The 20,942-nt window shown below is 35.8% G+C and carries 19 protein-coding genes; 16 read left to right on the top strand and 3 right to left on the bottom strand.

Features of this window, described 5'->3' with window-relative positions; genetic code table 11:
• Positions 1-149: 149 nt before the first annotated feature.
• The 16 genes from C7377_RS04375 (at position 150) to C7377_RS04450 (ending at position 15,256) form a co-directional block, all read left to right on the top strand.
• A complete protein-coding gene (locus tag C7377_RS04375; RefSeq protein WP_116496087.1) occupies positions 150-638 on the top strand; it encodes a hypothetical protein in 489 nt (162 codons plus the stop codon).
• A gap of 80 nt (positions 639-718) precedes the next feature.
• Positions 719-1,270 (top strand): cob(I)yrinic acid a,c-diamide adenosyltransferase, encoded by a 552-nt coding sequence (locus C7377_RS04380; RefSeq protein ID WP_116496088.1) that lies wholly within the window; start codon positions 719-721, stop codon positions 1,268-1,270.
• Positions 1,271-1,337: 67 nt separating this feature from the next.
• Positions 1,338-1,559 carry a DUF2795 domain-containing protein gene (locus tag C7377_RS04385; protein ID WP_116496089.1) on the top strand — a complete coding sequence of 74 codons (222 nt, stop codon included), beginning with the start codon at positions 1,338-1,340 and terminating at the stop codon, positions 1,557-1,559.
• Positions 1,560-1,691: 132 nt separating this feature from the next.
• Complete coding sequence (locus tag C7377_RS04390; protein ID WP_116496090.1) at positions 1,692-4,667, top strand: TolB-like translocation protein; 2,976 nt, start codon at positions 1,692-1,694, stop codon at positions 4,665-4,667.
• 107 nt (positions 4,668-4,774) lie between these two features.
• A complete protein-coding gene (locus C7377_RS04395) occupies positions 4,775-6,268 on the top strand; it encodes a YfcC family protein (RefSeq protein ID WP_116496091.1) in 1,494 nt (497 codons plus the stop codon).
• Positions 6,269-6,527: 259 nt separating this feature from the next.
• Positions 6,528-6,926, top strand: coding sequence for a hypothetical protein (locus C7377_RS04400; protein WP_116496092.1), 399 nt, complete (start codon positions 6,528-6,530; stop codon positions 6,924-6,926).
• A 108-nt stretch (positions 6,927-7,034) separates the two neighbouring features.
• On the top strand, positions 7,035-8,033 hold the full coding sequence (gene ilvC, locus C7377_RS04405) for a ketol-acid reductoisomerase (RefSeq protein ID WP_116496093.1): 999 nt from the start codon (positions 7,035-7,037) through the stop codon (positions 8,031-8,033).
• A 7-nt stretch (positions 8,034-8,040) separates the two neighbouring features.
• Positions 8,041-8,250 carry an exodeoxyribonuclease VII small subunit gene (gene xseB / locus C7377_RS04410; protein WP_116496094.1) on the top strand — a complete coding sequence of 70 codons (210 nt, stop codon included), beginning with the start codon at positions 8,041-8,043 and terminating at the stop codon, positions 8,248-8,250.
• The gene (gene dacB, locus C7377_RS04415; protein WP_116496095.1) at positions 8,237-9,640 is read left to right on the top strand and encodes a D-alanyl-D-alanine carboxypeptidase/D-alanyl-D-alanine endopeptidase; all 1,404 of its coding nucleotides are present in this window, start codon (positions 8,237-8,239) and stop codon (positions 9,638-9,640) included. The genes xseB and dacB overlap by 14 nt, the downstream gene beginning before the upstream one ends.
• Positions 9,641-9,779: 139 nt before the next feature.
• Positions 9,780-10,208 carry a SoxR reducing system RseC family protein gene (locus tag C7377_RS04420; protein ID WP_116496096.1) on the top strand — a complete coding sequence of 143 codons (429 nt, stop codon included), beginning with the start codon at positions 9,780-9,782 and terminating at the stop codon, positions 10,206-10,208.
• A complete protein-coding gene (locus C7377_RS04425; RefSeq protein WP_116496097.1) occupies positions 10,205-11,155 on the top strand; it encodes a Fe-S cluster domain-containing protein in 951 nt (316 codons plus the stop codon). The genes C7377_RS04420 and C7377_RS04425 overlap by 4 nt, the downstream gene beginning before the upstream one ends.
• A 2-nt stretch (positions 11,156-11,157) precedes the next feature.
• A complete protein-coding gene (gene rsxC / locus C7377_RS04430; protein ID WP_116496098.1) occupies positions 11,158-12,489 on the top strand; it encodes an electron transport complex subunit RsxC in 1,332 nt (443 codons plus the stop codon).
• 30 nt (positions 12,490-12,519) lie between these two features.
• Positions 12,520-13,515 carry an RnfABCDGE type electron transport complex subunit D gene (locus C7377_RS04435; protein WP_116496099.1) on the top strand — a complete coding sequence of 332 codons (996 nt, stop codon included), beginning with the start codon at positions 12,520-12,522 and terminating at the stop codon, positions 13,513-13,515.
• Position 13,516: 1 nt separating this feature from the next.
• Positions 13,517-14,098, top strand: a complete 582-nt coding sequence (locus tag C7377_RS04440; RefSeq protein ID WP_116496100.1) for an RnfABCDGE type electron transport complex subunit G — start codon at positions 13,517-13,519, stop codon at positions 14,096-14,098.
• Positions 14,091-14,678 (top strand): electron transport complex subunit RsxE, encoded by a 588-nt coding sequence (gene rsxE / locus C7377_RS04445; RefSeq protein WP_116496101.1) that lies wholly within the window; start codon positions 14,091-14,093, stop codon positions 14,676-14,678. The genes C7377_RS04440 and rsxE overlap by 8 nt, the downstream gene beginning before the upstream one ends.
• Positions 14,679-14,683: 5 nt before the next feature.
• Positions 14,684-15,256, top strand: a complete 573-nt coding sequence (locus C7377_RS04450) for an electron transport complex protein RnfA (RefSeq protein WP_116496102.1) — start codon at positions 14,684-14,686, stop codon at positions 15,254-15,256.
• Between the two features lie 161 nt (positions 15,257-15,417).
• Here C7377_RS04450 and radC read toward each other — a convergent pair whose 3' ends face one another.
• The 3 genes from radC to C7377_RS04465 form a co-directional block, all read right to left on the bottom strand.
• Entirely contained in the window at positions 15,418-16,107 is a 690-nt protein-coding gene (gene radC, locus C7377_RS04455; protein WP_116496103.1) for a RadC family protein, read from the bottom strand.
• Positions 16,108-16,140: 33 nt separating this feature from the next.
• Entirely contained in the window at positions 16,141-17,412 is a 1,272-nt protein-coding gene (locus tag C7377_RS04460) for a M64 family metallopeptidase (RefSeq protein ID WP_165806844.1), read from the bottom strand.
• A 145-nt stretch (positions 17,413-17,557) separates the two neighbouring features.
• Positions 17,558-20,818, bottom strand: a complete 3,261-nt coding sequence (locus tag C7377_RS04465; RefSeq protein WP_116496105.1) for a hypothetical protein — start codon at positions 20,816-20,818, stop codon at positions 17,558-17,560.
• Positions 20,819-20,942 lie beyond the last annotated feature (124 nt).

Genomic DNA, 20,942 nt, shown 5'->3' on the forward strand with positions numbered 1-20,942 from the left:
TAGTACTCTTTCCTGTCACAGTCAGGAAAATCTTTGCGAGCAAATATATGAAATAATTGTTAAGAAATGAAAATGTATGTTATTAAATTAGTTTTTAAAAAAAGTGAGATTATGTACTTATTTTTGTTGTTTTATTATATCTTAATCTGATGAGTTTAGTTTATTTTATAAGTCATAGATTCGCCTCTTACTCTAAAAAGGGTTATGGTATTCACTCTCCGTTTGTGTATCAGTTTCAGAAACAGATACTTAGACCTAAGGGTAGAGAGAAGAAGATTTACGGCGACGAAAACGATAAGGTATTGCGTATGATGTTGCGAATGAAGCATCATTATAAACTAACAGATATTTTGCTCTTAAATAATAATTATTATAATTCTTTTGATAAATATCACCTAAAGTATGATAAAACCCCTGTGTTAGATAAAAAATACAACTTGGTTATCCTTGGAAAGAAAGATTGCTTTGGAAAGCTAAGTTTATCTAATGAGGCTTTTGTTATATCTATCGGCACTAGATTTATCAATTCAGATTACTCTCTGAGGGAAAAATGTGACTTCTTCTTAGACTTGTATAAAGTTAGAGTTTTTGTTTTTAATAATGGATTCTCTCATCAAGAGTTTAAACTGGTTCTTTAATCGGTTTGCTTATGAATTTTTAGATGAAATAATTTTTCTATCTTTATAATAACATATGAAATAATTTAAATATTATAATAATGGCAAAAATTTACACAAAATCAGGTGATAAAGGTAAAACAGGTTTAGTAGGAGGACAAAGAGTCTCTAAACATAATATAAGGCTGGAGGCATACGGTACTGTAGATGAATTGAATTCATTTGTAGGTTTGTTAGAATCGCAGTCTATGGACAAGCGAATGAAAGAATTCTTAGGAAAGTTACAATACAAACTTTTTGATATTGGTGCTTATTTAGCAACAGAGAAAGAAGACTTAGAGAAATACAACATAGTTGCATGTGAAGAAGATGACGTTACTGAAATTGAAGCATTAATTGATGAACTCAATGAAGAACTTCCTAAATTGAAACATTTTATTATGCCAGGCGGTCATCAAACCGTGGCATTTTGTCATATAGCCCGAACCGTATGCCGTAGAGCAGAGCGGAGAATTACGCATCTTGCAACAGAAGAAGACATTGATACAGTTGTTGTTAAATATATTAACCGACTATCAGATTTATTTTTTATCATGGCAAGAAAACTGGCACAGGATTTGCAAATCTCGGAACATAAATGGGAAGGATTTTGAAATTTAAGAAAAAATGATACCTTCGCAGCCATAAAAGTAAAAATTTAAACAAAATACAAGAATAATTATGTATTGGACATTAGAACTCGCATCGAAATTAGAAGATGCACCATGGCCAGCAACAAAAGAAGAGCTTATTGACTATGCGATAAGATCAGGAGCTCCTTTGGAGGTGATTGAAAATTTACAAGATATTGAAGAAGAGAATGAAGTCTTTGATAGTATTGAAGATATATGGCCAGACTATCCAAGTAAAGACGATTTTTTCTTTAATGAGGATGAATATTAAGATTTAGTTAAGAAGTTCACAGAAGTTTAAGCCAATTGTTGTAAATCAATAGTTGGCTTTTTTTAGTTAATTTAAATAGCGTTTGTGCTTAAATATTTTAACGTATTTTTGTATGAACTCAAATTTAGGCCTATGAAAAAGTTAGTGCTTTTAATTTTCGTTTTTTTACTTTGTTCTGTTACCTATTCACAATATTATTCTACAGGACAGGATAGAAGCTCTATTTCTTGGAGAGAAATAGAAACAGATGATTTTCAATTAGTTTACCCATCTTATTTTGAAAACCAAGCACAACGATTAGCAGCTATTTTCACAGAGCTTTATCATTTAAATAAAAAAAGTCTGAAAGTACAGCCAAAGAAGGTATCTATTGTGTTACATGCAGAGACTACAAAGTCTAATGGCTACTTTGCTTGGGCACCAAGACGCGGTGAGTTATATAGTACTCCACCCAATGCAGGTTTACCTAATGATTGGTTAGAGCATCTGGCTACGCATGAGTACCGACATGTTGTTCAAATGGATAAGCTCCATGAAGATTTACCAAAGATTTTGACCGTTTTGTTTGGGGAACAAGCAGTGCCAGCAGTTTTGAGTTACAAAGTACCTATGTGGTTTATGGAAGGTGATGCAGTGCTCTCAGAAACGTTACTAAGTAATGCCGGGCGAGGACGTTCACCAAAATTTTTACAGGTGATGAAAGCACATTTGTTAGAAAATGAAAACTGGTATAGCTATGATAAAGCTTCTTTAGGATCTTTTAAAGATTATGTGCCTAATTATTACGAATTTGGTTATTTTATGGTAGCAAATACGCTTAAAAACTATGGTGATGACTTCTGGATTAATGCACTGGCAAAGGCAGGGGAATATCCTTATCCGTGGTATAATTTTGCAGAATTTAGTTTGAAGAATGAGGAGAGAAAACGTACATTTCAAAAACTTATACAAGAACTTGATTCCCACGCAGAAACCGAAAGCACTTTTGATTCAAAGGAATTAGAAATAGCAGAAAAGTGGAATAATAATGCGCATAAAAATGCTACTGTGACATTATATAATGATAATATGACGGAACTGCAGGCACGTTGGAAGCAAGAGCAAAGTTTAATAGATACTACTACCTATCAACCCTTATCAAAGTCTGTAAAAATTTATACAAATTACACATCCCCTCAAATATTAAATGATGGGAGTATCGCGGTGTTGAAATCCGGGTATGAAGACTACCTGCAATTTGTAAACTTAAAAAATGATGGCACTGAAGAAGTTTTATTCACTCCAGGAAATCTGACGAGCAAAATAAATGTAAACGATGAATTTCTGTATTGGACAGAAGATATACCCCATATCAGATGGACGGAAAATTCTCATTCAGCACTTTACTACTTAGACGTCATTTCAAAAAAGAAGAGAAAAATACCTTTTGACCGTGATTTGTATATGCCTTCAGCTAATGAAGACAATTCTTTGATTGTAGCAGTAGTTAAGAATGATGACTATACAAACGAGTTGGTAGTACTAGATAGGGAGACTGGGGAATTGAAATATCAATATAACTTTGGCAGTACTCGAATTACAGATCCTCAATTTATAAATAGTTCAACTATAGCATACATTTTCACCGAAGACGGAACAGGTATAGCTGAGCTCAACCTTAAGACCAAGGAGAAGGATTTACTTGTTGAAATATTTAATGTAGCACTATCTGATTTGGAGTATTCTGATGGAAGTCTATTATTTACAGCAGGATATGAAGGTAAAAATGATATCTATAAACTAGAGATGGACACTAGCAAGCTGATAAAACTGACAGAATCTCCCTATGGAGCTTCAGAAGCAACCATTAGTGGTGATAAATTAGTGTATGTAAGCTATACATCTAAAGGAAACCAAGTGGTATCAATGGACTTAGAAGAAGGAGAAAATATTGAGGTAGAACCAAAAGCATGGAACGACGACTTATTACTGCAAGCTGTAAATCATCAACAAAAGGAAGCAGAGTTAAGCTATGATAAAAGTTTGGCATTTTCTTCCAATCATTATTCTAAAAGTAAAAAGTTATTTAATTTCCATAGTCGCTCTCCGTTTGCATTTAGTTCTGGTGATTATGATTTGGGAATTTCTACAACATCACAGAATTTATTAAGTACTATGTTTGTAAATGTTGGGTATCGTGACAAAAGTGGTTACAAAAATGGACAAGCCTATGCTAATTTGGTTTACAAGGGATGGTTTCCAATTATCTCCACAGAATTAAGCTACGGGAAACAATCAAGAAGACTGTTAACAATATTAGATAATCAAAATCCCATTGATACTGCAACAATTAAGCAAGAAAAGAGAAGGTGGGAGTGGGAGACTGAGGTCAGCTTACCTTTTGATATTTCTAGAGGGAAATATTCACGGCATATTACCGTGTCAACAGGTTTAGAATTTACAAAAGACAGAAAAGTAAAACATACTTATTTGAGTGGTACCAGTGACATATCTTCTTACAAGGAAGGAGATCCAATTCACCTAGGTCTAGAGAAAACACACAAGTTGTTAAAATACAATTTCGTCTTTTCTAATCTTCATAAGCGGTCTTATCGTGATCTTTACAGTCCATTTGGTCAGCAACTTTCATTTACTTATCGTCACACTCCATTTGATGATGATAATGCTTATACCTATGCTGCGGAGGGAGTATTTTATTTTCCCTCATTGATAAAACATCATGGTATTAAGTTATATGGTGCTTATCAATATCAGCCTGAACAAAATGAGTTCTTGGATGATAATATTGAGCATCCTCGTGGCACTTCCTCATTGTTAAGTGAGAAAAAATACACTTTGATGTCTAATTATAAGTTTCCATTAGCTTATCCTGATTGGAATCTTGGAAGAGTGCTATATGTAAAACGTGTCAATACAGCATTATTCTATGATTATGGGTTGTCAAAGACAGAGGATTATTCTAAAAATATTCATTCATTTGGAACGGAATTTACTGCCGATGCCCATATTCTGCATATCCCGATCCCTATAGTGTTTGGAGTTCGTGTAGGTTATGAAACACAAACATCAGATATGTTCTATGATGCCTTGCTGTCTATAAGATTTTAAAAATGATTATATAACACATTTCAGGTATAGCTCCTCGTTTTTTTGTATAATTGCATCGCAATTGATAAAAATTGCCTGATTTGTTGTAATTAATTAACCCAAAGCTAATGAAACGCAAATTGAAATTTCCAACTCCGTACACAGTTTTGATGATTGTGATTGCATTAAGTGCATCACTCACTTTTCTATTACCATCTGGTTCATTCAACACACTAAGATATGATAGTTCTGATAATGAGTTTGTTATTGAAGGGGGAGAAGAGCGTGAAACCGTTCCTGCAACCCAGGAAGAATTGGAAAGTCGAAATATTTACATAGAATTAAATAAATTTAAAGAAGGAAAAATAAAAAAACCGGTTTCCATACCCGGAACTTATAAACAAGGCAAGGCAAAGCCACAAGGTCTTTTGGAAATTCTTTATGCACCTTTGAAAGGTATTTATGACACTATTGACATCATCCTTTTCGTCTTGATTTTAGGAGGATTCATTGGAGTATTCAATAGTTCGGGTGCTTTCAATGAGGGCGTAGGATATTTGGCACATCGGCTGAAAGGTAGAGAAGGGTTGCTTATTATTCTTATCACTACATTAATTGCTTTGGGCGGTACGTCTTTTGGGTTGGCAGAAGAGACTCTAGCCTTTTATCCTATTTTAGTTCCGGTGTTTTTAGCTGCAGGTTATGACCTATTGGTTCCGGTTGCAGTTATCTATACAGCTTCTTGTATCGGTACTATGGCTTCTACGACCAATCCTTTTGCAACGATTATAGCCTCTGATGCGGCCGGGGTAGATTGGACAGTGGGAATGAATAGCCGTATTGTAATGCTCGTTTTAGGAGTGATAGTATGTATCATCTATGTGATGCGTTATGCTTCAAAAATTAAAAAAGACCCAACGAAATCATTAGTTTATGGTGTGCCACTGCCTAAAGCTTTTGCCGGTGAGCAGGCATTGCCTGTGGAAAAAGTAAAAAGAAGAACACAAATTTTACTCACCGTTTTTGCTTTGACTTTTATAGTGATGATTTATGGGGTATCTAGAATGGGTTGGTGGTTTCAAGAAATGACAGCCTTATTTTTAGTGTCTTCGGTAATTGTGGGGGTGATATTACGTTTAAGCGAAGAAGGTTTTATTAATGAATTTTTAGCGGGAGCTAAGGATTTGCTTGGTGTAGCTTTCATTATTGGTATTGCACGAGGAGTCACATTTATATTGAATGAAGGACAAATTGCTGATACGATATTATTTTATGCTACAAATCTAGTTGAAGGAATGCCTCCTATGATTTTCTTGCCTGTATTGATGTTTGTCTATTCAATACTAACGCTTTTTATCGCATCATCTTCAGGCATGGCAGTCGTTACGATGCCTATTATGGGTTCATTGGCAACTGTAGTAGGAGTGGAACCACAAGAGATTGTAAATACTTTCTTGTTTGGAATGGGACTAATGAGTTTCATAACTCCTACAGGTTTGATATTGCCTTCCTTAGCTATGGTTAATGTAAACTATAAGCAATGGTTAAAGTTTATCATGCCACTCCTAGTGATGCTTGGTATCATCGCTACTCTTGTGTTATGGGGAGGCTTGTTTTTTTGATGTAATTATATTTCTAAATTAATTAGTTGATAAAATAATAAGCTTACATTTGACTACTATTTCGATTGTATTTTGTTAAAATCTATACATTTAATAATATATTAATTAAATTCAAATAAATGAAAAGAATTTTAATGCTAGTTTTAAGTGTAAGTTTTATTGTTGCGGTTACAGCACAAGAACAGAGCGACTCTTTTTAGAGCGAAAAAATGAAGTTAAAGTAAATATACCGGTAAGCATCTTTGGAGCTTTTCCCGAAGTGTCTTATGAGCGTATTTTAGATGAAGACATTAGTGTGGGAGCATCTCTGGGTGTTTCTGTAGATGATGGGGATACTTATGTAGGTAAATATCAATTTTCACCTTACTTCCGTTGGTTCTTTGGTGGTGATAGAGAATCTGCAAGAAAGTATGCAGCAGGTTTCTTTATTGAAGTGAATGCTTCAGTTTATTCTGTGAAGGGAGATGAGGATATTGGAGGAGGATCCAATAAAACTAATTTTGAAAGAGGTGCAGGCTTAGGGGTTGGATTAGGATGGAAATATGTATCTAAAAATAATTGGGTTGGAGAAATCTTTTTAGGTGGAGGAAAAGATATGTCGGGTAATGATATTGGAGGTTACCCTCGTGCGGGGATTTCTATCGGTAAGCGTTTCTAAGACAAAACTCGAATACAGAAAAATTGAAGGAACTTCGTTTGAAAAAGACAAAGTTCCTTTTTTATTTTCGTATATTTGATATGATAAACTTTCAAAATCTATACGATTATGGCACTAAAGATTTACTACGATAAAGATTGCGATATAGAATTATTAAAACAGAAAACTGTTGCAATTATTGGTTTTGGTGCTCAAGGTGTGGCACAAGCAGCTAATCTTAGAGACTCGGGAATCCCATTGATTGTGGGATTGCGTAGAGAAAAGGGAAGTTCATGGGTAAATGCCGTAAAACAAGATTTTGATGTGCGCCCGATTGCTGAGGCTGTACAAGTTGCGGATCTTGTAATGTTATTAATCCCTGATGAAGTGCAGGCAGAGGTGTATGAGAAAAAAATTGCATCGAATTTAAAGGAAGGAGCAACGATTGGTTTTGCTCACGGTTTTAATATTCACTATGGCTATATCAATCCAGGGAAAGGTATAAATGTGATGATGGTAGCCCCGAAAGGACAAGGGAAAGCTGTTCGTAGCACTTTCGAAGAAGGCGGTGGCGTGGCAGCACTCTGGGCAGTAGCAAATGATGCTTCTGGGAATACGAAAGACCTCGCTTTAGCCTATGCCGCGGCAAATGGTTGTGGACGTACAGGCATTATTGAAACCACATTTAAGAATGAAACAGAGTCTGATCTTTTTAGTGAGCAAAGTGTTCTGTGCGGAGGGATGATGGATGTAGTTTTGGCTGGTTTTGAAACATTGACTGAAGCTGGATATCCTCCTGAAATAGCCTATTTTGAGTGTCTGCATGAGCTGAAATTAGTGGTAGATTTACTCTACGAAGGTGGCTATAAATACATGAGAGAAACTATTTCCAATACTGCTGAATATGGAGCAATGGTTGCCGGAAAACAAATAGTAACCCCTGACGTTAGAAAAGCTATGCGTGATATCTTAAAAGATATTCAAAGTGGTAAGTTTGCTGATGATTTTATGGAAGAAGCAACGGAAGGCTACAAACATCTTAAAGAGGATAGAGAGAAATTAGCAAACCATCCTATTGAGGAGGTAGGTGGAAGATTACGTAAGATTATTTTCAAAAATAAATTGTAAATATAATATGGCAAGAAAAAAAATGACCTATAGTGAAGCTATGGCTGAAATAGAGCAAGTCATCAAAGAGATAGAAAATGATGAATTAGATGTAGATTTACTTTCTGTGAAAGTAAAACGTGTTGCATATTTATTAGAGGTCTGTAAAAATAAATTGTATAAAACTGAGCAAGAAGTTGAAGAAATTCTAAAAGATATAACTAATGCGAAGGAGTAAACTACTCATTTTTCTGTTGTTAAATGCTGTTGTTGCGACTTTTGGTCAAGGTGCTCAAACCATACATCGAAGTATCAATGAATTTGTCACCGATGAAGATTTAAAACATGCAAGTCTCGGAATACATGTAATAAGTTCTAATGGTGAAGAGTTGGGCGCTTACAATGCTGAAAAAAGTCTAGCTACAGCATCTATTCTTAAATTGCTATCTACAGCAACTGTCTTAGAACAAAAAGGAGCAGATTTTCGATATGAAACACCCGTGAGTTATACAGGTAAATTACAAAACGGTTTGCTTAACGGAAGTATAGTTATCACAGGGGTAGGTGATCCGACATTTAATTCTAAATATTTTAAGGACAAAAATGCAGTAAATGAGATTGTTTATCTACTGAAAAGCAAAGGAATAAAACTTATAAGTGGAGATATTTTTATTGATGAAAGTGCTTTTGATGCAAGAGTTCCTTCTACATGGACTTGGGAAGATCTCGGAAATTATTACGGAGCAACAGTTCATCCTATTAACTACAATGATAATTTATATAAACTTACATTTACTACAGCCAAAGCGGGCAGTTTAGCGAAAATCACTTCGGTAAAACCTGATTTAGGCTTAGCTATTAGGAGTGAAGTTTTAGCCTCAAAAATCAAGGCTGATAAAGCGTATATTTTTGGAGCTCCTTTTAGCAAAGAACGAATCGTAAGAGGAACCTTACCTGAGTATCGTAAAATTTTCACTGTAAAAGGGTCGCTACCAAACCCGGCACTTGCCTTTGGTCAGGCTTTAAAGAAGACGTTGATAAGCTCAGGTATTCCCGTAAAAGGTATGGTAAAAATTACTCCTTGTACAGAAACCAAAATAGAACTTGGTGTTATTAGTTCACCGGCGTTGAGAGATATCATAAAACAGACCAATCATAAAAGCATCAATCTCTACGCTGAGGCTTTACTGTATTTGGTGGAAGGAAGTAAAAGTACAGCACGCGAAGATTTGCTTAAATCCTTGAAGAACTATTGGGAAGGAAAAGGTCTCGGAGTTGACGGACTCTACTTACACGATGGCAGCGGTTTGTCACATTTTAATGCTGCGAATCCTTCATTTTTTACAGCCTTATTACGCTATATGTCTGAGAGTTCTCAAACAGGAGCTTTCAAAAAAAGTTTACCCCTATCTGGGCTAAACGGCACACTGAAATACTTAGGAAAAAATACAGATTTAGTTGGGAAAGCTCATGCAAAGTCAGGAAGTATGCAACAGGTGTGTTGTTATGCCGGCTATCTTAAAACTCAAAGTGGGGAAGAAGTTGCATTTGCAGTTATGGTCAATAACTATAGAGGCAGTACATCAAAACTCAGAAATAAAATCGCACAACTATTGATGAAGTGGTAATAGGTCTTTGAGTATTTTCTATTTTTTTTATTTAAGATTCACCCATAAAGATTAGAATAATTATAAATAACCTCGAAGTTCTGCTTTTGCTGTTCAAATTAAGTATTTTTGTTCATCGATTTGTAAGAGGTGAGTTTTTATGGTGCAAACAGACACAATAGATCATTTAGGTGAAGTTGTTTCAATACGAAACAATCGTGTCAAAGTACTACTGCGCAGTGCGTCAGCCTGTAGTTCTTGCCATGCCAAAGGAGCTTGTTCGGCTGCTGATTTTCAAGACAAATACATTGTGACTAAAGTAGCAGATGCAACAAATTATTCTAAAGGTGAGAAAGTGTATGTGAGCTGTAATGATAAACAAGGCTTTTTTGCACTGTTTTGGGCTTATGTTTTTCCAATGATTTTGGTGGTAGCTTTGCTGTTTATCGGTTATGTAGTTTGGGATGATGAATTAAAAGCTGGCTTATTGAGTCTTGGAATTTTACCCATATATTACTTCCTCTTGTATTTTAAGAAGACCTATTTTGATAATAAATTACATATTAAGATTAAAAAGATAACAGCATGAGTTTATTAGTAATTACCATAATATCTCTTTGTGCTATTGGTGTGGTTGCCGCAATCATACTTTATGTAGCATCTAAGAAATTTCATGTAATAGAAGACCCACGTATTGATAAAGTAGAAGAGGCGCTTCCCGCAGCTAATTGTGGAGGTTGCGGTTTTCCGGGATGTCGTGCATTTGCAGAAGCAACTGTTAAGGCTGATGATTTAGGAGATTTATATTGTCCGGTTGGGGGATCTGATACTATGGCAAAAGTTGCAAGTATTTTAGGACAGGAGGTTGAAGACAAGAAACGACAAATAGCTGTATTGCGTTGTAATGGGGCTTGCGAACATAGGCCAAAAACGAATATTTACGACGGGGCTACTTCTTGTTCTGTTGCTTCGCTGACTTATGGCGGAGATACAGGTTGTGAGTACGGTTGCTTAGGTATGGGAGAATGCGTCGATGCTTGTAATTTTAATGCCATGTATATGGATGAAAGTACAGGACTTCCTGTGGTTATTGAAGACAATTGTGTAGCTTGTAATGCTTGTGTTGAAGCTTGTCCAAAAGACTTACTGGAGTTACGAAATGTGGGACCAAAGAGCCGTCGTATTTTCGTATCATGTCGTAATGAAGCTAAAGGAGCCATCGCTAAAAAGTCATGTGAGGTTGCATGTATAGGTTGTAGCAAGTGTTTTAAAGAGTGTAAGTTTGATGCGATTACTATTGCAAACAACCTCGCCTATATTGATGACGACAAATGTGTATTGTGTAGAAAATGCGTGCCAGTTTGCCCGACTAATGCTATACATGAACTAAATTTTCCACCTCGCAGAGAGCCAAGAAAAGACAAAGCTCCTGCTAAACCAAAAATTGAAAACATAGAGAAACCTATCGTTTTGAAAAAGCCAAAAGAAGAAGTGAAAGATAATCAAAGTACTAACGATATAAAGAAGGAGGAATAACTGTGTTAAAGACATTTTCATTAGGAGGTATTCATCCACCAGAGAATAAACTATCTGCCAGAAAAGGATTAAAAGACCTACCACTGCCTAAGATGGTAACTATTCCTGTATCGCAACATATTGGGGCTCCAGCCAAGATTTTAGTAAAACGTGGAGAGGAAGTTAAAGTGGGGCAGCTTATTGCCGAGTCAGCAGGCTTTATCTCTGCAAATATCTATGCATCTGTATCAGGAAAAGTAAAAAAAATAGACCAAGTCGTAGATGCTAGCGGATACAGAAAAGAGTCTATTGTCATAAGTGTAGAAGGAGATGAATGGTTAGATACTATAGACAGAAGTGATATTTTAAACAAAACAATAGAACTTTCACCTCAAGAAATTATTGATAAGGTAGCTGAGGCAGGTATTGTCGGCTTGGGAGGTGCTACATTTCCTGCACATGTGAAATTGATGGTTCCTCCGGGTAAAAAAGCAGAAGTGCTAATCGTTAACGGAGTTGAATGTGAACCTTACTTAACTTCTGACCATCAACTGATGTTGGAAAGAGGAGAGCAAGTCATAGTAGGAGTGCAGATTGTATTGAAAGCTTTAGGCATCGACAAAGCTATCATTGGTATTGAGAACAATAAGGAAGATGCTATTAAGCACCTGAGAATGATTACTAAAAATCATCCTAACATAAAGATTTGTCCTTTAAAAGTTCAATATCCTCAAGGCGGAGAAAAGCAACTCATCAAGGCTACAATTGACAAAGAAGTGCCCTCGGGAGCTTTACCAATAGAAGTAGGAGCTGTGGTACAAAATGTTGCAACAATTTTTGCCATCTACGAAGCAGTTCAGAAAAACAAGCCTTTAATTAGTCGAATTGTGACTGTTACAGGAAAATCGTTTAGCAATCCATCAAATTGGCGTTGTAGAATTGGAATTCCTATTAGTCATTTGATTGAACAAGCTGGTGGTTTACCTGAAGATACTGAAAAAGTTATCTCTGGAGGACCGATGATGGGAAAAGCACTTACCAATTTAGATGCTCCTATTACAAAAGGGACATCAGGCGTTTTACTCATAAGAAGTCTAGAAGCTCGCAGAAAAGAGATGCAGAACTGTATTCGTTGTTGCAAATGTGTAAGAGTCTGTCCAATGGGCTTGGAGCCTTATCTACTCATGCAATTGACAGAGCGAAATTATCATGATAGACTAGAAAAAGAAGACGTTATGGATTGCATAGAATGTGGTTCGTGTAGTTACACTTGTCCATCATATCGTCCGTTGTTAGACTATATCCGTATAGGGAAGAAAGATGTTGGACAAATCATGCGTTCGCGAAAAAAATAAGAAAATCTTTGAAAAGCTAAAGTATATAAAATGAATCAATTTGTAATATCACCATCACCGCATATTCATAGTGGCGATAGCGTACAAAAGAATATGTATCGAGTGCTTTTTGCTTTGATACCTGCTTTTTTGGTTTCAGCTTTATTTTTTGGTTGGGACACTTGGATAGTTACTGCTATTGCTGTATTAGGCTGCGTCATTACGGAGTATGTCATACAAGTTTATCTAATGAAAGTGCCAACGACTATTATGGATGGCTCTGCCTTACTCACTGGTGTTCTTTTGGCATTTAATCTTCCCGGGAATTTAGCCTGGTGGATTATTCTATTAGGGGCTATTTTTGCGATTGCTGTTGGGAAAATGTCTTTTGGAGGATTGGGAAGCAATGTGTTTAATCCAGCATTGGTTGGTCGCGTGTTCTTGCTCATCTCATTCCCTGCACAAATGACCTCATGGCCAAGACCTAAAATGTTTAACTGGACTGATGTAGATGCAGGTACAGGTGCAACGCCATTGGAATTAGTAAAACAAGCCTCAAAAGAGGGTAATGTAGATCAATTTACAGATAGCGTGGGGATGATATTCAATATGATAAGCGGAGACGTAGGAGGTTCTCTTGGTGAAGTTTCTGCGTTAGCACTCATCGTGGGTGGAGCTTATCTTATCTGGAAGAAAGTAATTACTTGGCATATTCCGGTAGCTATTTTAGGAACTGTGATAGTGTTTACATCTATTCTCTATTTTTACGATCCTACTCGGTACGTCGATCCATTTTTTCATGTATTTTCTGGCGGGCTGATGTTGGGGACAATATTTATGGCAACTGACTATGCTACCTCACCAATGACCTATAAGGGCATGATAATTTATGGAGTAGGAATTGGTGTTATTACTGTACTTATCCGAGTATTCGGATCTTATCCTGAAGGAGTGTCTTTTGCAATACTGATAATGAATGCAGTAACACCTCTAATAAATGTATATATGAAGCCTCAGCGCTTTGCACAACCTTTAAAAACTGTGTAATATGGCAAAAAGAGAATCTAATTTAACGAATATGGTGCTCACCCTTTTGGTAATTACTTTAATATCAGGAGGTGTATTGGGTTATGTATATGAACTTACAAAGGAGCCTATTGCAAAAGCCAAACTAGCTAAAAAGGTTGTAGCAATTAAAGGGGTGATTCCAGAGTTTGATAATGACCCATTAAAAGATATGAATTCATTGAACATAGAAGATAAATTTACCATTGAATTTTATCCGGCTAAGGTTGGAGACAAACAAGTGGGTACCGCAGTCAAAACCTATTCTAAGAAAGGCTATGGCGGACCTGTTTGGTTAATGGTTGGTTTTGCTAACGATAATACAATAACAGATATCAAAGTTCTAGAGCATACAGAAACGCCGGGCTTAGGCACCAAAATGGCAACTCCCGCTTTTATAGATCAATTTAAAGGCAAAAATCCTAAAGATTTTAAATTGAAGGTGAAAAAAGATGGAGGAGATGTTGATGCAATCACTGCAGCTACAATAAGTTCAAGAGCATTTAGTGATGCAGTACAGCGCGCTTATGACAACTTAGAAAAGAAAGGAGGATCTGATGAGTAGTAATTTGAAGATATTTACGAAAGGATTTTTTACAGAAAATGCAGTTTTCGTTTTGCTTTTGGGAATGTGTCCAACCCTAGGGGTCACTTCTTCAGCTATAAACGGCTTAGGTATGGGGTTGGCAACAACTTTCGTATTGATTATGTCAAATATTGTGATTTCTTTAATCGCAGCTTTGATACCTGACAAAGTTCGTATTCCTTCTTATATTGTTGTGATTGCGACATTTGTAACTATAGTACAATTAACTATGGAGGCTTTTGTTCCCTCCTTATTTAATGCGTTAGGATTATTTATCCCTTTGATTGTTGTGAACTGTATAGTATTAGGTCGTGCTGAAGCTTTTGCATCGAAAAATGGCGTCTTCAAGTCTATCCTAGACGGTGCAGGTATGGGACTCGGTTTTACGATGGCGTTGACCATGTTAGGTGCATTGAGAGAGTTTTTAGGAACTGGTAAGATGTTTAACCTTCCTATTTTCAATGAGCACTATGGAATGTTATTGTTTATTTTAGCACCGGGAGCATTTATCGCTTTAGGCTACCTTATTGCTTTTATTAATCATCTTAGAAAAGTATAAAGACTATGGAATATTTCATTATTATCATATCAGCGATATTCGTTAATAATATTGTATTGTCTCAATTCTTAGGGATTTGTCCGTTCCTAGGAGTTTCCAAACGAATATCAACAGCGGTAGGGATGACAGGCGCAGTAACTTTCGTAATGGTTGTTTCAACAATAGTAACATTTCTATTGCAAAAGTATGTTCTTGATGCGTATGGTATCGGTTATATGCAGACAGTTGTATTTATTTTGGTCATTGCTGCACTTGTACAATTAGTAGAGATTATCTTGAAAAAAGTGAGCCCGGCTTTATATCAAGCCTTGGGTGTATTTTTACCTTTAATTACTACAAACTGTGCAATACTTGGGGTTGCTATATTAGTAATCACTAATGACTATAACCTTATGGAATCAGTTGTATTTGCTTTGGCTAATGCTATAGGTTTTGGTTTAGCTTTGGTGATTTTTGCGGGAATAAGAGAACATTTAGACTTAGTATTTCTTCCTAAAAGAATGCGTGGCGTCCCTATTTCATTGATTTGTGCAGGTTTACTGGCAATGGCATTTATGGGATTTTCAGGAATTGTTTAGTCCGTAAATTCATACTATTTTAATTCTGTTACAGCCTTTACTCTTCATTAGAGTGAGGCTTTTTTTCTTCTATAATTGGTAGCGCGGTCTATAACTGTTTTGAATAACAAGAGAAAATATTTATGACAGGGATTAATGCGGAAAGTGTTAATGCTAAGCTACTATATGATTCCTTCGTCAGCAAAGCTTAAGTAGGTTGTATGACAAACGATAATGTGATCCAATAAGCGAATATCTAAAAGTTGGCATAGTTCTTTTACATCTTTTGTAATCTGACGATCAGCTTGACTAGTTTTCTTTTGACCAGAAGGGTGGTTGTGAGCAAGAATAATACCTGATGCTAAGTGTTCTACGACTAACTTCAACAACATACTTTTATCAACAACGGTGCCTTTAGTACCACCCATGCTTAGTTTATTTGTAGTGATGACTTTATTAGCATTATTGAGCAGAAGCACCCAAAACTCCTCATGCGATAAATCTGCCAACCTGTGGGCAATAAGCTGGTAAGCATCTTGACTGCTTGTAATAACAACGGCACTTTCTTTTTCCAATCCCTTACGTACAGCTAATTCCATGGCTGCAAGAAGTGTCACAGCTTTGGCATTACCGACTCCTTTAAAATTTTTGCATAGCTCCTGTGCTGATGCTCTGCTCAATTTATTGAGGCTGTTGTCGTAGTGTAATAGGATTTTCTTAGCCAAATCAACAGCACTGTCTTCTTTATTTCCTGAACCTAAGAGAATAGCAATAAGTTCAGCAATGCTTAGTGTATTACGCCCATGCATAAGAAGTTTTTCACGAGGTCGGTCATCTTCCGCCCAAGAGGTAATGGCTTTGGTGTCTTTCATTGTTTATTTTTGATAGAGCTTCTCAAGCTCTCTTTAGTTATTGATATACGTCTGCATGATTTTATGAACTGCTTCTTGGCATGCAGGGCATAGTTCATTAGTATTGTTCGTTTTCATCTTACAATCTTGCATGGGTGAGTAAATACCTTTACTCTGATAGGCACCACCTTCAAAAGCACCTAATTCATCCTCATATTTCGGAATACGAGGTGTGGGGATAGGAATATCTTTATTGACAAGATGCTTCCACTTTTTACTAAAGTCAATCAGCGTCGTGATATTGGGTTCCCAAGGCTCTATATCTAGATTGTAATAATAGTTAATTTCATCACCATTTGTATAATATTCATCGGCTAAACCAATAAGTCCGTGGCACAATTCATGTGAGGCTATCTCTTCTGCGTTTCTGCAATCAGAGGCACACGAAGTGTATGTGTTATAAAAACCAGCACCACCATATATCTCAGTATTTACGATTACATATACATGATCATAAGGAACTTGGGCGGCAATATCGTACATTTTTTTTGTATCACGTATTGTAAGATATCTTGGAGAATTAAAAGTATAAAAACTGGCATTTAATAAAGTATTTTGATAGATAGAATCTCCTGGCACATCTGGTCCAGAATCCTGTGAAGGAGCAAGAATTGCATAAATATTTACGTTGTTTTTGTACTTCGTAAAAGGTGCTACACTGAATATCCACTGTTTAAAACGCTGCACATCTTTTTGAAATTTTGTAAGTTCGTCTTTTGTATACGCTTCTGCAATAAAAACAAGATCAAGATAGTCAGAACTATTGCCGGCATAGCTGAGAGTATCGATAGGGTAGTGAGGGGTTTTATCTTGGGTAATTAAATAATCTTTTGGATTCACTTCCCACTTAAGCAAAGTTTGAAATTTTCCATCCTTTTGTCTAGAGTTAATAGATACAATGACAGAGTCCCTAGGATAGGGAAGCTGAATAGCATGGTGAAAACTTCGATTGATTTTTTGTGCTTCACTAATCGTTTGCCATTCACGGAACAGCGAATTAAAACCTTTGCTATAAAGGATTTCTTCATCTAAGTTTTTAATGGTAATTCTATAGTCACCCATATTATATTTAGGGATAAGTGCTTGCTGATTGCCTCCCCAGTGGGGTTCTTGCTTCATAGATTGCAGAATAGCAAACTCTTCATCCGCATTTCCAGCCAATTCAAAATCTATACGCAACGAATTTTCTGTAAAATGCTTTTCGAAATTGTTTTGACTAAGGGCAACGAGAGGTGTCAATAAAAATAATAGAAGAAGTCTTTTCATGATGCATTGCATATTTTGTGTTTTTACGAAGGTACAAAATAATTAGACTGTAAACATAGAAATTGTTAAACAAAAAAGAAAGGGTCGCATTTGCGACCCTTTACTTTTATCTAATATATATCTTTCGATATATTATTTTCTAACTTTAGTTAGTAGTTGTTGCTTCAACTAGAATCTTAATTTCTCTAGTTACGATTGTACCTCTATCATATATAATAGTAATCGGTATATATAGGTAGTAATCTTCAGTAACAACACTCTCATTAGAATCGTAACGTAATCCACCGTAACGGAATAGGTCAGGATCTTCATCAGAGTTAGCAGCACTTGTATCTGTAACAACTTGACCATCAAAGTTCAAATCACCATTAGTGATTGATGCTACAGTCGCTCTGTCAATCCAGCTTAATTCAACAGTTGTTGGTATTGGCTCAATACTACCACTAGCATCCCATCTTGCACCTTCTTCGTAAGTAATAGAAGTTACACCATAGAAATCGTAGTAATTATCATTCTCGGCGAATGTATCTTTTCTCCAGTCAGCTAAACCAACAGCCTTAAAGATATCTACGATAGAACCAAACTTACCTTGGTCAACACCGTCAATAAATTTCTCTGTTGAAGTACTGTTTACATCAATTGGACGTAAGAAGCGAACGTTAAATCCATCATTACCGTTGATTTTCACAAAGGTCTCTGGTGCATCTGGACAAGTACATTGTGCTTTAATTTGAAGTCTAGCCCACATGAAATAGTTTTCACCATTGTTTGCTTTGTTCAATAAGTAGTTAGCCATATCATTCTTCTCATAAGTTAAGAAGTCAGAACTTTGAGGATCCAATGGATCAAATGTACCGCTACCAGCGTTTAATGCTTCATGGTCTGTAATAGTTGCTACTAATTCTCCATTTGCACGTAACTCTTTACCATCATTTTCAATTGTAATAATGATATCACTACCATCCCTATATTTAGCACCAGATATTTGCTCAGTTGCAGGAGCGAAAATATACTCGTACTCCATATTATCGAATGCAGATGGTGTTGTGTTTTGATTTACGAATGCACCATTGATATCAGTTGTGTATGTAAAGTTATTCACATCAGAGTCATTCACTGATCTTGGCTTTTGTGAGTGATGCTCAATGTATGTGAAATTCTCGTGCCAGTATTTAGCATATAAATCAGCTGGTTCTAAGTTCATATTGTCAGCTAACTTAGCTAATACAGAGAATTTTACGATTACTTGTTCTCCTGCGTCATTAAAGTATCTTCCAGTTGCAGTTAGAATAGCAGACTCACTATTTTCTCCACACTTATCAACAAATTCAGCATACATTGCACAAGCATTAACTGTCCATTTTGGTAAGTAAGTAGTTTGTCCATCTTCAGTATCTTCAATAACCTCTACAGTACCTAATCCATTAACATGCTCAAATTCTGGATACTTCTCGTGGAATCTTTGCTTAGACAATCCAAGTTCATTATAAATTTGCTCATTTACTTGTTGTACAGTGAACATTTGTGTAAATGTATCTTCTTCATTACATCCTACAACATATTCAGCTTGTTCTAAACCAATAATAACATCGTCTGGTCTTTCTTCCTCTTCTTCACCAATTAATATCTTGATGAAAGCTTGACTAATAAAGCAAGTAGGATTTTCAGGGTCAATCAAACGTACACGTACAATAGGAGTACGGTCAACAGCTGCACCATTAGGATCTTGAGAGAATACTCTAGCTTTTACTTCACCAGTTTCTTCATTAAGAGTAATGAATTGTTGCTGATCAGTATTGTTATTTTCTAAAATATACTCAATAGGATCATCATTACCATCTAATAATGAGAATTCCCATTCGAAACCATACTTTTCAACATCTACATCTACACAGTCATCTTTTGAGTCAGGGAATCTTTCAGACCCACCAATAGCTTTTACAACTGTATGAAGATCTAAAGTTTCTCCTTCTACTAAGTCAACAATTCTTGCATCTTTTGGTTTTAAATTTGAAGCATCGTCATATAGATTGATTCCATCACCTAAATATTTAGCATTCTCAACACCAGCCCAGTCAAAATCATAACCACCTGGAACATTTTGTGTTTGGTCATCAGTAGATGGACCATCGATGTAGTCTGAATAACGAAGACAATCATTATTATTAGGCTTTGCAATATCAATACCATAGATTGGTTGAACAGTAGCTAAAGTATAGTCAGAAGTAACATAAGATGAAGTTCCAGTAGCAGTTTCTCCAGCTGGAACTTGTAATGCCAATACAATATTTTTATCACCATTTTCACTTTCGCTTCCATTACCAACAACACCTGTAAAATAGTCTTCTAAATTAAAATCATTACCATACGCATTTTCAAAAGCAGTATAGTCAATATCTAAACTTACGTGCATTTTTCCGTCCATCATGTCAACGAATTTAGCTGTAAATGGGTTGTTTTCAACAGCATCTTCAGCACCACCCGCTTTTGTATATATTGACACATTTGAATTTGTATACATTTTAGCAACATGAGATGTTACCATTAAGTTTTCTGTATCCAATTTAGATACATCAATATTACTTGCATTTACATTATATGCTACAGTAGTTGCTGCAGATAATAATTGCATAGTGAAAGTTTGATTTTCTGCTCCAGCCATAGAAACACTAGTACCGATGTTATCTAGACAACCTGGTGCGGGAGGCTCACTTGGATTACATTCATCATTTTGCCAATTATCGGTTGTTTCAGCTCTAAATACAACTGGTCTAAATACAATAGCTTCAACACCATTTACATAAGTTTCAGGATAGTAAACTAAGCTAGTAAGACCTTGACCTAATTCAGAAATGTTAAGTCCCATTTCTTCTAATAGTTCATTGAACTTGTCTTCATCAATACCACCGTCAATTAAAGCTTTGATAGATGCTTCATTAGCAGCAATGTTATCTTCAAGTTCTTGTAAACCATCAAATGTACCATCTTCCTTGATTTTCAACAATGCTTCCAAAGCAGCTACACGTCCTTCAAGGCTATTAACATCAGTTACTACAGCATCCAACTCATCAGTGTTAGTTGCAGCTTCTAACTGAGCCATAACGTCATCTTTGAACTCGTTGAACATTTCTAATGTTACCACTTTGTCCATAATCTCTTGCTTAGCAGCTTCAATATCTTCAGCTGTGGCAGCATTTGCCATGTCAGACTGTAAAGCATCAATTTCTGCTTGTAGAGTACTGATTTTTGCATCCATCTTTGCTTCAAAGTCAGCTGATAAATCAGACTTCAAGGCATTAATTTGATTCTGCAAAGAATCAATGTCATCATCATAATCCTTACAGTTAACTGTAAGCACTACAACTGTCAATAACATGACAATTTTAAAAAACAAACTTTTTTTCATAATTAAATAAATTAAATTAAAGAATAAATTATACTTCTATTTTTCTCAAGTATTTTCATTGAGTATTCACTTATATACTGCAAATGTAAAGTTTTTTTGGTCTCTAAACAAACAAATACTTATA

The sequence above is a fragment of the Balneicella halophila genome (assembly GCF_003096835.1).
In the GTDB taxonomy this organism is placed as follows: domain Bacteria; phylum Bacteroidota; class Bacteroidia; order Bacteroidales; family Balneicellaceae; genus Balneicella; species Balneicella halophila.